Source organism: Granulicatella adiacens ATCC 49175 (assembly GCF_025150565.1).
Taxonomy (GTDB): domain Bacteria; phylum Bacillota; class Bacilli; order Lactobacillales; family Aerococcaceae; genus Granulicatella; species Granulicatella adiacens.
On sequence record NZ_CP102283.1, the window covers coordinates 166521 to 180853 of the forward strand.

Consider the following 14333-nt stretch of genomic DNA (forward strand, 5'->3'; position numbering starts at 1 on the left):
CGATGGTTAAATTCAGAAAATGGACCGTTAAGAATGTGGACCAAAAAAAGCAATATAAAACGGCAATGGGAACCACAGATTATGATATTCCGATGTTTGGTTATAAGAGCGTACTGCTGATTATCGCTAGTATCGTACTATCAATGTTTGTGATTCCGGCAATTTGCGATTTGGTTCATATTGACTTTAAATGGCCTTTTGTCATTTGTGGAGGGCTCGTTGCAGGTTTTACAGTTTCATTTTCTCAATTCTTTGTGAATTCAAAAAAAGGAATTACTCAAGCCTTTTGGTGGGTTGGAGGAATTTGGAGCATCGTTATCGGAATTATTTATTATTTTATCGTAATGACCGGAGTAATTTTATAATGAGTGGAGGTGAAAATTATGAAAATTTTACTTGTTTGTTCAGGGGGAATGTCTAGTGCTATTGTTGCAAAAGCATTGCAAGATGCGGGCACAAAAGAAGGGTTAGATATTCAAGTAGATGAATGTGGTACACAAGCTTTTGCAGAAAAAGTAAAAGAGGATTATCAAATTTCTCTTGTAGCACCTCAAATTCGTCATCGTTATGATGTATTGAAAGCTAGCGCAGATGAAGCAGGTGTCCCATGTTTATTAATTAAACCACAAGGATACACTCCTCTAGGAGGACCAAAACTACTTCAACAAATCAAAGAGGAATTAGAAATATAATAAGGAAAGTGGGGATATCATATGTTTGATAAAATCACAGAGTTTATGGATACGAAGCTGTCGACACCGATGGCTAAATTAGCAGAACAACGCCATTTAAGAGCGATTCGTGATGGTATTATTGCAACTCTACCAATTATTGTCGTTGCATCAATGTTTTTAGTAATTGCCTTTCTTCCAAACTCAATGCCGAAAGATTGGGGAATTACACAATTTATTCAAGCGAACCAAGCTAAAATTTTATTGCCTTACCGTGTTTCAATGTACATTATGACATTGTACGCAGTTTTCGGAATTGGATTTTCTCTAGCATCTTCTTATGATCTAGATGGATTATCCGGGGGGATTCTAGCTGAATTAGCTTATTTACTAACTATTATTCCTAAAGCAATTCCAGCTGCTTCAGCAGAAGTAAAAGCTTTAGCAGATTCAAGCGAACCTTTAAAAAATTATTTATCTTCATTGCCTTCGGGATTTGTTCTCCCGATGAGTAATTTGGGGTCCGCGGGGATGTTTATAGGGATTCTATCAGCCTTTATTGCTGTTGAAATTTATCGTTTCACTCAAAAGAGTGGATTCAAGATTTCAATGCCACCTCAAGTTCCAGCATCAGTTGCGCGTTCTTTTGAAGCTTTAACACCAACAGTTATCGTACTATTACTTGTTTCAACTGTTACTATGTTTATCGGTATCGATGTTCATAAAATTGTAGGTAGTATCGTTGCTCCACTGGTACAAGCGACAGATTCCATTTTCTCAGTTATTGTGGTGATTTTCTTATCACAATTCTTCTGGTCGTTTGGTATTCACGGTTGGTCAATCGTTGGTTCTCTTGCAAGACCGTTATGGTTAGTATTGTTAGAAGAAAATACTTCAGCTTTCGCAAGCGGCTCTGCAATTCCTAATATTGCGGCTGAACCATTCTATCAATGGTTTGTAATGATTGGTGGTTCTGGGGCTACGATTGGTTTAGCTATTTTATTAATCTGGCGTTCTAAATCTGCATATGGTAAGTCTTTAGGTAAGACAGCATTTATTCCAGCAGTATGTAATATCAATGAACCTTTAATCTTCGGTACTCCTATTGTATTAAATCCACAATTAATTATTCCGTTTATTTTAGCACCATTAGCAAATGGGATTGTAACATGGATTGCAATGTCCGCTGGATTAGTGAATAAAGTTGTAGCAAGTGCACCTTGGACTCTTCCTGGACCTATTGGAGCGTTCTTAGCTACTGGTAGTGACTGGAGAGCCATCGTATTAAACGTTGTATTAATTGTATTGTCGATTTTAATTTACTATCCATTCTTTACAATGTACGACAAATCATTATTGGCTCAAGAACAAGAGCAATAAAAATGAAACTATGAGCCCTGTTCTAGTAGCAGGGCTTTTCTATACTAAATTTTAAGGAGAAAATGAATGAGAAGATTAGGAGTATCTATATATCCAGAAAAAAGTACGGTAGAAGAAATCAAGAACTATCTTGAAGAAACGAGTCGTTTAGGCTTTTCTAGAGTTTTCTCTTGTCTATTGTCTGTGAATAAGCCTGCAGAAGAAATAAAAAAAGAATTTACCAAAATAAATACTTTTGCTCACGAACTAGGTTTTGAAGTCATTGTTGATGTTTCTCCACGAGTATTTGGAGAGTTAAATATTTCATATAAGGATCTATCGTTTTTCAAAGAAATTGGGGCAGACGGAATTCGTTTAGATGCCGGCTTTTCGGGATTAGAAGAATCTATTATGACCTATAATCCAGAAAATTTAATTATCGAAATCAATATGAGCAATAATGTTCATACGATTGATACCATCATGGATTATAGACCTAATAAATATAAATTATATGGGTGTCACAATTTTTATCCACATCGTTATTCCGGTTTAAACTTAGATTTCTATAAAGAATGTACAAAACGTTTTAACAAGTATGGATTAAAAACAGCAACATTTGTCACTTCACATGATAAAGGGGCATTTGGACCTTGGCCAACTACTGAAGGATTACCAACGCTAGAATTGCATCGTGAGTTGCCATTAGATGTGCAAATAAAACACCATATTGCAATGGAATTAGTGGATGATATTCTCATTTCTAATTGCTATCCAACGAAAGAAGAATTGTCTCGCATAGAAGGACTAGATTTGGATGTAGTGACTTTTGATGTTGAATTAGTTGAAGGCATTCCGGAGATAGAAAAGAAAATTGTATTAGAGGAATTTCATTTCAATAGAGGAGATCAGAATGACTACTTTATTCGTTCGACACAGAGTCGTGTGAAGTATAAAGGACATCGATTTGAAGTGTTTAATGCTCCTAATCAGATTAAGAGAGGCGATATTTTAATCGAAAGTAGTGAATACGGACATTATGCAGGAGAATTACAAATCGCCTTGAAGGATATGGAAAATTCAGGTAAGACCAATGTTGTCGCAAAAGTAGTGGATATAGAACACTTTATTTTAGATGAAATTAAACCTTGGCAGAAATTTAAATTTAGACTTAAATAAGCAGAATGGAGAAAACAATGAAGATATTATGGGGCGGAGCAACAGCAGCTAGTCAATATGAGGGCGGATTTACTCTGGAAAAAGGCCTAGATACACAAGATTGTAGACCCTATTTACCTCGTACTTCGAATGCCACAGAAGAAACTCGATTATTAACAAGAGAAAAAATAGAAGAAGCTAAAAATGAAGCGTCTAAACAATACTATCCTTTTAGAAATGGAACAAAAGGGTTTGAACACCTAGAAGAGGATATAGAGTATTTTGCCGAATTAGGGTTAGACTTATATAGATTTTCGATTAGCTGGTCAAGACTTTTCCCTAAAGGAATTGAAGAAGAACCTTCCCAAGAAGGTGTTGCCTATTATGATAAAGTGTTCCAGTTGTTAGAAGAGAAAAAAATCAAAATATTTCTAACATTAAACCACTATGCAATGCCTATCTATTTAGTAGAGCAATATGGAGGATGGAAAGGAAGAGAATGTATTGACCATTTTCTTCACTTTGCAGCCTTTGTGTTTGAGAGGTGGGGACATTTAGTCGAATATTGGCTACCGTTTAATGAAATCAACGCAGGGTATTTTAGTCCTTATAATGGCGTTGGTTTATTAAAAGGAGAAAATGGATATCAATTGTCAGATGTTTTCCAAGCGTTACATCATCAGTTTGTAGCTAGCGCTAAAACCATTCAACTAGCAAGAAAAATGAACTTACCAGGTCGTTTTGGTTCCATGATCGCTTGCTTCTGCTATTATCCATTAACGAGCAAACCTGAGGACAATTTGAAATTGGTGTTTGAAGAACAAATGAACCAGTGGTACTGTATGGATATTTTATCAAAAGGTGAGTACCCATATTACGCAGAAACATTTTTCAAAAACAAAAATATAGTGCTACAAATTACAGAAGAAGATAGAAAATTATTAAAAGAAAATACATGTGATTTTGTATCTATTTCGTTTTATACTTCCTCAGTAATTACTGTAGATGAAGCAGACAAAACCGCTGGAAACTTAGTTGTTTCTACTAAAAATCCATACTTGAAAGCAAGCGAATGGGGGTGGCAAATAGATCCGGTAGGATTAAGAACGTCTCTTCATAGAGTTTACGAACGATACGGGAAACCGGTGATTGTGTCTGAAAATGGGTTAGGCGCTCGAGATGTATTAACCGAAAAACATCAAATCCATGATGATTATCGCATTGAGTATATGAAGTCGTATTACGAGCAAGCTCAATTAGCACTTGAAGATGGAGTCCCTCTTGAAGCGTTTATTGCATGGGGGATTGTGGATATCGTTTCAGCGGGTAGTTGTGAAATGGATAAACGTTATGGAGTGATTTATGTAGATGCTGACAATCACGGAAATGGTAGCTATGCAAGATATAAAAAAGATAGTTTCTATTGGTATAAAGACTTCATTAAGAATTACAAAAAAGAAAATATTGATTAACTGTTGAGTGTATGATTATAAAGAATAAGGAATAAAGTTCGTAGCGTCTAGAAGAGGACCATAGAAAAACAATTAAAGAGAGTGTGTATCATGAGTGTGTTGTATAAAATTAAAAGTTCAATGAGTGCTTTTACAGAAACCGATCGATCGATTGCAGAGTTTGTTTTTGTCAATAGACAAGTTGTTCTAGAGTCTAATGCCAAAGAATTAGGAGACATGACGAAAACATCGGCAGCTGCATGGGTACGATTTTCTAAAAAGATGGGATATAAAGGCTTACCTGCTTTTAAAGTAGCTCTTGCCAAAGAAACTCAATCGTATACAAACGAAGATGACATTGAAACTTTTTTAAATCCTCAAGATTCCTTAATGGGATTGCTTCAAAAAACGGAAAACATGTTAACACAAAATATAAGAGAAACTTTTTCTTTACTCGATTATCATGCACTAGAAAAAGCCATCGAATTTATCCATGAAGCCAAAACCGTCTTCTTGTTAGGTGTAGGAGGAAGCAGTATTGTTTGTTTGGATTTCTATCATAAAATGACTCGAATTCATCAAAATGTCATGTACGATCGTGACTTGCATACTTTAATGCCTCGTATTGCGCAGTTAGATAAGAACGATGTTGTTCTTGTTATTAGTTATAATGGTGAAACTGAATCGGTTAATTCCATTGCAAAAGTTGCTAAGACAATGGGAGCCAGAATTGTTGGAGTGACAAAGTACAATTTAAAATCAACACTCTCGACATTGTCGGATATTCGACTGTTTGTTCCTGTAGAAGAAAAAGAGATTCGCTTAGGATCGATTACTTCTAGAAATAGTTTATTAACGATTACAGATTTATTGTATTATGGAATTGCAAAGACAGATTTTAATGTCACGAAAGATTTGCTGGTTCGAACAAGACAGTTCATTAAGGAGGTTGAATAATGCTTGCAGTAGGGTTAATGTCTGGAACATCTTTAGATGGTGTGGATACCGTTCTTTGTGAAATAAGCGGTCAAGATGAGTCCACCAAAGTAAAACAATTATATTTTAAAACATATGACATCCCAGAAAGTTTGAGAACAAAAATAAGAAAATGCTGTAGCAGAGAATTAATTCCGGTGGATTTAATTTGTTCGGTGAATTTTGAATTAGGATATCTTTTCGCAGACTCTGTAAAGAGCCTGTGTAAAGATGCTAATGTGAAGTTGGAAGATCTTTCTTTTATAGCAAGTCATGGACAAACCATTTTCCATATACCAAAACCCTATGACGATTATGTGCCGAGCACCTTACAAATTGGAGAGGCAGCGATTATAGCGAATGAATGCAAAACTAAAGTTATTTCCAATTTTAGAGTCATGGATATGGCTGTCGGTGGTGAAGGAGCTCCATTGGTACCTTATAGTGAGACTTTATTATACAGTGAAGAAAATCAAGCGGTGGCTTTGCAAAATATTGGAGGCATTGGAAATGTAACTGTCCTTCCCAAAAAAGGAGACACTAAAAAAGTTATCGCTTTTGATACAGGACCAGGAAACATGATGATTGACGAAGCCGTACGAACTTTTTACGGCAAAAAATATGATACAGATGGCTATTATGCACGACAAGGAAATCTGATTTCATCGTTAGCAGCAGAATTAAAGGAACATCCTTATTTCAATTTGGAGATTCCAAAAACAACGGGTAGAGAGATGTTTGGAGAGCATTTTACAAAATCCATTCTTGAAAAATATCATTCCTGTGAACCGAATGATTTGATTCATACATTTACTTGGTTTACGGCCTACTCGATTGCCTATCATTATAAAAAATATTTAATTTCTGAATATGGTTTAAAGAAATGTATTATTGGTGGTGGGGGAGCCTATAATTCTTATTTACTAGAACTTATCAGAAATGAGATTCCGGAAGTAACGGTAATGACACAGGAAGAGCATGGTTTTTCTTCTGAAGCAAAAGAAGCTTTAGCATTTGTGATTCTTGGGAATCAGACTTACCATAGAAGCCCTTCTAATGTTCCTTCTGCAACTGGTGCCAAGAAGAGTGTTATTTTAGGGCAAATTACGTACCCTACTCTATAAATAAAAAACGATTGTGCCGATGGGAGTAATCTCATCGGCACAATCGTTTTTTATTTACAAATAGAACACACTCTCGGTAGCAGGGCGAGAAGGAATCATTTGAAGCTCTTTGTGAAAAGTTTGCAATGCTGAAATACAACTGTTGAGTATAGTCACATTGTTTTTGATCACACTTCCCTCAAAAGCAACTGGAATAATGCTGTCATTATTGCAAGATAGTAAAGTATTTGCAATATCTTTTCCAGCCTGCTCAGCAAGGGTATGTAAAAAGTAATTTGCATCAAAAGTGGTACAGAAGGTGGCGAGTTTTGCGACTTCTGTTTTAGGTTTGGAGTACACAGTTTGTATAATGGAAGTTCTGTCAGGGAATCGCTCTTCTAGAGTAGGAATCAGTTCGCTAAAGTCTAAAGGAGATTCTGAAAAATCAAGATAATGAATATAGGTAGTTAAAATTTTCTTGCCAATCCAATAGCCACTACCTTCATCCCCTAAAATATGTCCCCATCCTCCTTTTTGAATAAATTCTCCATTCTTTCGTGAAAGAAGAGAGGAACCCGTTCCAGCAATGAATAAATTTCCGTCCTGATTCTTAAAAGTAGCGATATGACTCATTTTTAAATCGGAATCTACGACAAATTTGCAAGGGATTCTTTCTTTAAAAGCGCAGGTGAGTTCTTGAATTATTGTACCTGCTCCAGCCATTCCAATCGATATTATCGAAATATCCATGTAGTTGAGTTTATTTTGAGATAGTAACTTCTCAATGACTCGCAAAACATTAGAAACAGCGAGCTCAAAGTTGACAATGGGATTGCCCATCTCTCCAATTAATTCATCAATGATTTGATTATCTTTATATAAAACACCTTTGGTCTTTGTTCCTCCAGCATCTATGCCAATTTTCATAATAACGGTCCTCTCAATTTTTATCTGTTTAGTGAATAGGGGAATTTTTAGGGATGTTTACTTCCGTAATTGGTGAGTAAATTTATAACTGGTTTCTAAAATATCATTTTGGAGACTATCTTCCTTTTGGAGAAGCCCTAAATAGAGTAAGTCCACTAAAAATAATGAATCGTTTCGGCTAGTGATAGCGGCAGAACGAATCGTATTTTCGTGTCGGGGTATTTTTAAGCAATAAGTACTTAAAGAATCTAATTGTGTGTTTCCAAGTCCTGTTATAGATACGGTTGGAATTCCACGTTCTTTGGCAATCACAAACGCGGTAGCAACTTCTTTTGTTTGTGCAGAGTAACTAACACCGATGATAAGGTCTTCTTTAGTGGCACTACTAAGACTTGCCAGTTGAGTATGGGAATCTGTATGATAGATAATATTTTTCCCAATTCTGCTTAGTTTAAAATAGAAATCATTACAGACCATTCCAGAAGCCCCCACGCCAAATGCATAAATCTTTTTTGCATTTCTCATCAAACTAATGATGTTGTTTAGCGCCGAGTCGTCGAGTAGTTCTAAAGTCATTTCATAGGAACGAGTCACGGTACTAAAAAGTTTTGATTGAATGGTTTTAATAGAGTCGTCTTTTTCGATTTGTTCATCGATGGTTTTAGTATTTTTCTGTGCGAGATGCACTTTAAACCGTGAATACGAACGATATCCAATTTTCTTAATAAACTTACTGATGGATGATGGGGAAACACCAATTTGTTCAGATAAAGTATGAATACTAGATGAGAGTACTATATCTGAATTCTGTGCAATGAACGATTCGATTTTTTTGTCTGTAGTTGTTAAATAGTTCTTCATACAATATCCCGCTTTCTGAAACTTTATTTCCAATTCAATTATATAGTATTGAAATAAAATTTACAACGATGTATAATATTCTTAAGAAAACGATTCCAATTCTGATTCTAGTGGAATTTTAAGGAGGAGGTGGAGAAAATGGATGACATTTCCAAGTTGATGACAGAACAAGTAAATGATAGAAGTGTGGATATTGAAACACAATCGATTGGTCAGATTTTACATTATATGAATGATGAGAATAGGACCGTTACAGATGCGATTGAACGATGCATTCCTTCGATTGAAAAAGTAACTGCAGCAGTCGTACAAGCGTTTGAGAAAGGAGGTCGATTGATTTATCTTGGTGCGGGAACTTCTGGTAGACTCGGTGATTTGGATGCAAGTGAGTGTCCACCAACCTTTGGCGTTTCACCGGATATGGTAGTTGGCGTTATAGCAGGTGGAGATTATGCCCTTCGTCATGCAATAGAAGGAGCAGAAGATGATGAAACCATTGCGCAAGAACAGTTGAAAAAGCTTGGTCTAGTCAAAGAAGATGTCGTCGTTGGAATTAGTGCAAGTGGGCGAACACCGTATGTTGTGGCAGGATTAAGCTACGCAAAAGAGGTGGGATGCTTTACTGGAGCTATTTCAAATTCTCCAGATGCTTTAATTTCTAAAGTAGCCTCAGTGGGAATTGAGGCTATTACCGGACCAGAAGTGGTTACAGGCTCTACTCGAATGAAGGCAGGCACAGCACAAAAAATCATTCTCAATATGATTACTACTACAGCAATGATTCAAGTAGGGAAAATTTTTAAAGGATATATGGTCGACGTTCAACCAACAAATCAAAAATTGAAACAACGAGCAACCAATATTCTAGCTAAAGTAACTAACTTACCTCAAGAGGATGCCAGAAAAGTTCTTGAGGACAATCATTTTGATTTAAAGGTAGCTATTATTTCTCAATTACATCATATTTCAGTAGAAGAAGCGGAAAAACTTCTTCGAGATAATCAAATGAATATTGTTAGAGCAATACAAAATAAGGGGGCTTAATAAAATGGATGCAAAAAAGGTAGCAAGTGAAATTTTAAGTAAGGTCGGACAGAAGGAAAATGTGGTCAGTAATGCAACTTGTATGACACGTTTACGTCTGACAGTAGCAGATACATCAAAAGTGGATGTAGCTGGATTAAAAGATGTAGATTCAGTATTAGGAGTTGTTGAACGTGAACAAGGTGTTCAAATCGTTTTAGGACCTGGTAAAGTGACTGAAGTAGGTCGTGAATTTTCAGCTTTAACAGGAATTGATTTAGGTAGTGTGGATGAGATTAATGCAGCAGATTTAGCGAAGGAAAACAAAAAAGAAAATAAGGCCGCACATAGGGGTCCTATCCAACGATTCTTGGAACATATTGCTAATATTTTCGTGCCACTATTACCAGGGATTATCGCCGCTGGGTTAATCAATGGGATTTCAAACGTAATTAACGTAACTACACAAAATGCTTATAACTTTGAATGGTGGTACCAAGCCATTCGTACAATGGGTTGGGGACTATTTACGTTCTTACCTTTATACGTAGGGTATAATGCCGCTCGTGAATTCAAAGGAACTCCAATTCTTGGGGCGATTGCAGGAAGCATGTCACTTGGTGTTTCAACAATGCCACTTCTTTTAAAAACAGATGCTGGCCAAGTATTAATGCCGTTTACAGGTAAAGCATTTAACCCAGGTGCTGGTGGTCTATTAGCTGCCTTAATGATGGGGATTTTAGTAGCTTACTTAGAACGTGCCATTGATAAATTCATGCCACAAATGTTGAAAACATTCTTGACACCATTATGCACACTGATTATTGGAGCATTCTTGTCTGTATTAGTCATTCAACCTGCTGGTGCAGCAATGACTCAAGGAATTTATACAGTATTAAACTTTGTATATGAACAATTAGGCGTTGTTGGTGGTTATATTCTTTCTGCTGGTTTCTTACCAATCGTATCTGTTGGTTTACACCAAGCATTAACACCAATTCACGTTCTATTAAACGATCCAAACGGACCAAGTGCTGGTATCAACTACCTATTACCAATCTTAATGATGGCCGGTGGTGGTCAAGTCGGTGCAGGTTTAGCATTATACTTGAAGACTAAAAACAAAAAATTAAAACAATTAACAAGAGACTCATTACCAGTAGGGATCTTAGGTATCGGGGAACCAATGATGTATGCTGTAACACTTCCTTTAGGAAAACCATTCTTAACAGCCTGCTTAGGATCTGGTGTTGGTGGTGTATTAGCAGTTCTATTCCACCTAGGAACAGTATCTCAAGGGGTTTCAGGTTTATTCGGAGCTTTAATCATGGTGCCAGGAACGCAATTACAATTCTTAATTGCAATGATTGGAGCTTATATCGGAGGATTTGTGATTACATGGTTCTTCGGTGTAGATGAAGATCGTATTAATGAAGTATATGGAAACAAGTAAAAGAAATATTTCTTTTGGGCGCTCCATTTATATCAATCTTGGTGAACAAGTCGTTACACAAGTATTAGAAGAAATGAAAGCCGCGCGTCAAACCGTGGCTTTCACTTCTTTTCAGTTACCAGAACATCCGCTAGAAATAGCAGATATGACACGTCTTGTGGAACTTGCTCGTTCATATGAAGTGGATTTAATCCCAGACATCGCCCATAAAGATCTTACCAAAGAAAATATTGAGGCTCTGAAAAATGCAGGGCTTTCGTACCTACGTCTGGACGAATTTGGGGACGAAGCGTTTATTGAACGTTGCGGTAAGGCGTTTACGCTTGTAGTAAATGCTTCAACATTTACAAATCGAGAATACCAATTGTTAGAGCGACTAGGATTTGCTAAGCAAATCATTGCTTGCCACAATTATTATCCAAAAGTATATTCAGGAATTTCGCTTGAGAAATTCACGGCGATTAATCAAAAATTGCGGGCGCTTGGGGTCAAAGTACTCGCGTTTATTCCAGGAGACGAACCTTTAAGGGGTCCGCTTCATGAAGGATTGCCTACTGTGGAAACACATCGTACTTTGGATACGCGTCTTGCCATTTGTGAACTCATTCGTGCGCATACGGACATGATTTTGGTTGGTGATACATTTATTCATGAGTCAACACAAAAAGTCATGAAGGAATTTCAGGAAGGATTCGTGTCATTAAAGGCGCAAGTACCAGTTGAATTAACAGGAAAAGTGCTTCGTGACCGTATCGATGCCAGTGATTTTGTGTACCGTGTACTCGGTACTCGCGGCTGGACCTTGCTTGGCGGAGAGGTTTCTACAACAATCCGCACCGTTGGAGAAATCAATCAGGCTAATGCGGGGTATGGTCGCTATCAAGGCGAAATTGAAATTACTAAAGAAAGTTTACCATCAGATGCGCGTCAAAACGTTATCGGTCATTTATTACCATCTGAGATTGCTGTATTTAAAGCTTTACCAGAAGGGATAGGCATTCGATTCGAAGTAGAATAATATATAGCATCCATCCTACAATTTTAGTAGGGTGGATTTTCTTATGAATAAAAAATCAAGAGAGTGTTGTTTATATTTTAACAATAGAAAATTCAGTTGTTTTGTGATACTCTAGATAAGTATAAATTTTAAAGAAAACAAAGGGGGCCTTTGGATGATAGAGCTGATTGCAACAGTTGAATCGATCCAACAAGCAAAAGATTTGCTTGAAGCAGGCGTGGATACGATTTATTTCGGGGAGGACCAATTTGGGCTTCGTCTTCCGATGTCGTTTACACGTGAGGAACAAAAAGAATTAACAGAATTGGCGCACCAATATGGGAAGAAAGCAAGTGTTGCGGTAAACGCGATTTTCCATAATGAAGGGATTGCGCTCGTTCCGGAATACTTAACCTTTTTAAAGGAAATTGGTGCGGATAACATTGCGGTAGGAGATCCAGGAGTGGTTCAAATTATGAAGAATCCTGAGTATTCGATTCCGTACCGTTATGATGCGGCCGTACTAGTGACAAGTAGTCGTCAAGTCAACTTCTGGGGAAAACGTGGTGCCGTTGGTGCGGTGATTGCGCGTGAAATTCCTCGTGAAGAGATGAAAATCTTGGCAGCGGGTGTAGAAATTCCAATTGAGGTTCTTGTTTATGGAGCAACTTGTATCCATCATTCAAAACGTCCACTTTTAAATAACTATTTCAATTATATTGAGAAAAAAGAATCGGTTGAAAAACGCCGTGGTCTGTTTGTGTCAGAACCAGCAGATGACGATTCTCACTATTCCATCTACGAAGATATGAATGGAACGCATATTTTTGCGAACAACGACGTGTCATTAGCACCATATTTGTTAGAACTAACAGAAATGGGGATTCCGCAATGGAAGCTAGACGGAGTACTCGCTCCAGGGGAAAACTTTGTCGAAGTGGCAAAATTATTCGTGAATGCTCGTAATGAAATCGAAGCAGGAACATGGACTACTGAAAAGAGCGCCAGTCTTGAATTACAAGTTCGTGCCCTTCATCCAGAAGTTCGTGGCCTTGAGGCAGGATTTTACTTATTAAATCCAGAAGATGTGAAATAGGAGAGAGTCAAATGGGAAGAAAGATATTGAAAAAACCTGAAGTACTTGCTCCAGCGGGTACTCTTGAAAAATTAAAAACAGCTATTTTATACGGAGCAGATGCCGTTTTCCTTGGTGGGGAAGCGTACGGACTTCGTAGCCGTGCAGGGAACTTCGACTTTGCGGAAATGAAAGAAGCCGTTGATTTTGCCCATGCACATAATGCAAAAGTATATATCGCAGCAAACATGGTGACACACGAAGGAGACGAAAAAGGAGCAGGAGATTTCTTCCGTACCGTTCGTGACATCGGAATCGATGCAGCCATTATTAGTGACATGGCCTTAATGGATATCTGTGCCTCAGAAGCACCAGGATTACCTATCCATTTATCAACACAATCTTCAGCAGCTAACTATGAAACGCTCAACTTCTGGAAAGACGAAGGATTAGAACGTGTCGTATTAGCGCGTGAAGTTTCAATGGAAGAAATCAAAGAAATGCAAGAAAAAGTGGATGTCGAAATTGAAGCATTCATCCACGGTGCAATGTGTATTTCTTATTCAGGACGTTGTGTATTATCTAACCACATGGTACATCGTGATGCGAACCGTGGTGGATGTGCGCAATCTTGTCGTTGGAAATACGGTCTGTTTGATATGCCATTTGCTGGTGAAAAGAATATGGTTGGTGCGGGTGAAGAAGGAATCGAAGAGAAATTCTCTATGAGTGCCGTTGACCTAGCGATGATTCAGAACTTACCGGATTTAATTGAAGCCGGAGTGGATAGTTTGAAGATTGAAGGTCGTATGAAGTCCATTCACTATGTTTCTACGGTTTCAAATGTTTACCGTGCAGCGGTGGATTCTTACTGCGAAGATCCAGATAACTATGTATGTAAACAAGAATGGATTGACGAGTTATGGAAAGCAGCGCAACGTGAATTAGCAACTGGGTTCTATTATCAAGTTCCAACCGAACATGAACAATTATTTGGCCCACGCCGTCAAATTCCTCAATATGCGTTCGTTGGACAAGTGTTGGAATATGATCCAGAAACACAAATGGCTACCGTTCAACAACGAAACAACTTCAAAGTCGGAGACCAAATCGAGTTCTACGGACCTGGAATGCGTCATCACGAAGAAGTATTAACTCAGTTGTGGGATGAAAACGGGGAAGAAATCGAAGCGGCCCCTCATGCCATGATGATTTGTAAAATGAAAGTAACGGAACCAGTAAAACCGTTAGATATGATTCGTAAACGTCGTTAAGATGAA

The 14333-nt window shown here is 37.5% G+C and carries 14 protein-coding genes; 12 read left to right on the forward strand and 2 right to left on the reverse strand.

Translation table 11 applies throughout. The features are described from left to right. The first annotated feature begins 2 nt into the window (after positions 1–2). From NQ540_RS00895 to anmK, 7 genes are all read left to right on the forward strand, one after another. The gene (locus NQ540_RS00895) at positions 3–365 is read left to right on the forward strand and encodes a hypothetical protein (RefSeq protein ID WP_005607780.1); all 363 of its coding nucleotides are present in this window, start codon (positions 3–5) and stop codon (positions 363–365) included. Between the two features lie 18 nt (positions 366–383). Then, complete coding sequence (locus NQ540_RS00900) at positions 384–692, forward strand: PTS sugar transporter subunit IIB (RefSeq protein ID WP_039849255.1); 309 nt, start codon at positions 384–386, stop codon at positions 690–692. 21 nt (positions 693–713) lie between these two features. Beyond that, a complete protein-coding gene (locus tag NQ540_RS00905) occupies positions 714–2051 on the forward strand; it encodes a PTS sugar transporter subunit IIC (RefSeq protein ID WP_005607776.1) in 1338 nt (445 codons plus the stop codon). A gap of 66 nt (positions 2052–2117) precedes the next feature. Further along, a complete protein-coding gene (locus NQ540_RS00910) occupies positions 2118–3209 on the forward strand; it encodes a DUF871 domain-containing protein (protein WP_005607774.1) in 1092 nt (363 codons plus the stop codon). 17 nt (positions 3210–3226) lie between these two features. Then, the gene (locus tag NQ540_RS00915; protein WP_039849254.1) at positions 3227–4660 is read left to right on the forward strand and encodes a glycoside hydrolase family 1 protein; all 1434 of its coding nucleotides are present in this window, start codon (positions 3227–3229) and stop codon (positions 4658–4660) included. 99 nt (positions 4661–4759) lie between these two features. Then, positions 4760–5596 (forward strand): MurR/RpiR family transcriptional regulator, encoded by an 837-nt coding sequence (locus tag NQ540_RS00920; protein WP_259912569.1) that lies wholly within the window; start codon positions 4760–4762, stop codon positions 5594–5596. Continuing rightward, complete coding sequence (gene anmK / locus NQ540_RS00925) at positions 5596–6738, forward strand: anhydro-N-acetylmuramic acid kinase AnmK (protein WP_005607768.1); 1143 nt, start codon at positions 5596–5598, stop codon at positions 6736–6738. The genes NQ540_RS00920 and anmK overlap by 1 nt, the downstream gene beginning before the upstream one ends. Positions 6739–6792: 54 nt before the next feature. Here anmK and NQ540_RS00930 read toward each other — a convergent pair whose 3' ends face one another. Both NQ540_RS00930 and NQ540_RS00935 read right to left on the reverse strand, forming a co-directional pair. After that, positions 6793–7644: an N-acetylglucosamine kinase gene (locus NQ540_RS00930; protein ID WP_005607766.1), complete on the reverse strand. Its 852-nt coding sequence runs from the start codon at positions 7642–7644 to the stop codon at positions 6793–6795. Between the two features lie 57 nt (positions 7645–7701). Beyond that, positions 7702–8505, reverse strand: a complete 804-nt coding sequence (locus NQ540_RS00935) for a MurR/RpiR family transcriptional regulator (RefSeq protein ID WP_005607764.1) — start codon at positions 8503–8505, stop codon at positions 7702–7704. A gap of 138 nt (positions 8506–8643) precedes the next feature. Here NQ540_RS00935 and murQ point away from each other — a divergent pair, with 138 nt between their 5' ends. The 5 genes from murQ to NQ540_RS00960 all read left to right on the forward strand — a co-directional run bounded on the left by murQ (position 8644) and on the right by NQ540_RS00960 (position 14327). Next, positions 8644–9549 carry an N-acetylmuramic acid 6-phosphate etherase gene (gene murQ, locus NQ540_RS00940; protein WP_005607763.1) on the forward strand — a complete coding sequence of 302 codons (906 nt, stop codon included), beginning with the start codon at positions 8644–8646 and terminating at the stop codon, positions 9547–9549. A 4-nt stretch (positions 9550–9553) separates the two neighbouring features. Beyond that, positions 9554–10981: a PTS transporter subunit EIIC gene (locus tag NQ540_RS00945; protein WP_005607762.1), complete on the forward strand. Its 1428-nt coding sequence runs from the start codon at positions 9554–9556 to the stop codon at positions 10979–10981. Next, positions 10968–11999 carry a MupG family TIM beta-alpha barrel fold protein gene (locus tag NQ540_RS00950; RefSeq protein WP_259912570.1) on the forward strand — a complete coding sequence of 344 codons (1032 nt, stop codon included), beginning with the start codon at positions 10968–10970 and terminating at the stop codon, positions 11997–11999. The genes NQ540_RS00945 and NQ540_RS00950 overlap by 14 nt, the downstream gene beginning before the upstream one ends. A gap of 154 nt (positions 12000–12153) precedes the next feature. After that, entirely contained in the window at positions 12154–13074 is a 921-nt protein-coding gene (locus NQ540_RS00955) for a peptidase U32 family protein (protein WP_005607760.1), read from the forward strand. An 11-nt stretch (positions 13075–13085) separates the two neighbouring features. Next, entirely contained in the window at positions 13086–14327 is a 1242-nt protein-coding gene (locus NQ540_RS00960) for a peptidase U32 family protein (RefSeq protein ID WP_005607759.1), read from the forward strand. Positions 14328–14333 lie beyond the last annotated feature (6 nt).

Coding starts and splice junctions, on each gene's coding strand:
- NQ540_RS00895 (WP_005607780.1), top strand. CDS start 3: ATGGTTAAATTCAGAAAATGGACCGTTAAGAATGTGGACCAAAAAAAG.
- NQ540_RS00900 (WP_039849255.1), top strand. CDS start 384: ATGAAAATTTTACTTGTTTGTTCAGGGGGAATGTCTAGTGCTATTGTT.
- NQ540_RS00905 (WP_005607776.1), top strand. CDS start 714: ATGTTTGATAAAATCACAGAGTTTATGGATACGAAGCTGTCGACACCG.
- NQ540_RS00910 (WP_005607774.1), top strand. CDS start 2,118: ATGAGAAGATTAGGAGTATCTATATATCCAGAAAAAAGTACGGTAGAA.
- NQ540_RS00915 (WP_039849254.1), top strand. CDS start 3,227: ATGAAGATATTATGGGGCGGAGCAACAGCAGCTAGTCAATATGAGGGC.
- anmK (WP_005607768.1), top strand. CDS start 5,596: ATGCTTGCAGTAGGGTTAATGTCTGGAACATCTTTAGATGGTGTGGAT.
- NQ540_RS00930 (WP_005607766.1), bottom strand. CDS start 7,644: ATGAAAATTGGCATAGATGCTGGAGGAACAAAGACCAAAGGTGTTTTA.
- NQ540_RS00935 (WP_005607764.1), bottom strand. CDS start 8,505: ATGAAGAACTATTTAACAACTACAGACAAAAAAATCGAATCGTTCATT.
- murQ (WP_005607763.1), top strand. CDS start 8,644: ATGGATGACATTTCCAAGTTGATGACAGAACAAGTAAATGATAGAAGT.
- NQ540_RS00945 (WP_005607762.1), top strand. CDS start 9,554: ATGGATGCAAAAAAGGTAGCAAGTGAAATTTTAAGTAAGGTCGGACAG.
- NQ540_RS00950 (WP_259912570.1), top strand. CDS start 10,968: ATGGAAACAAGTAAAAGAAATATTTCTTTTGGGCGCTCCATTTATATC.
- NQ540_RS00955 (WP_005607760.1), top strand. CDS start 12,154: ATGATAGAGCTGATTGCAACAGTTGAATCGATCCAACAAGCAAAAGAT.
- NQ540_RS00960 (WP_005607759.1), top strand. CDS start 13,086: ATGGGAAGAAAGATATTGAAAAAACCTGAAGTACTTGCTCCAGCGGGT.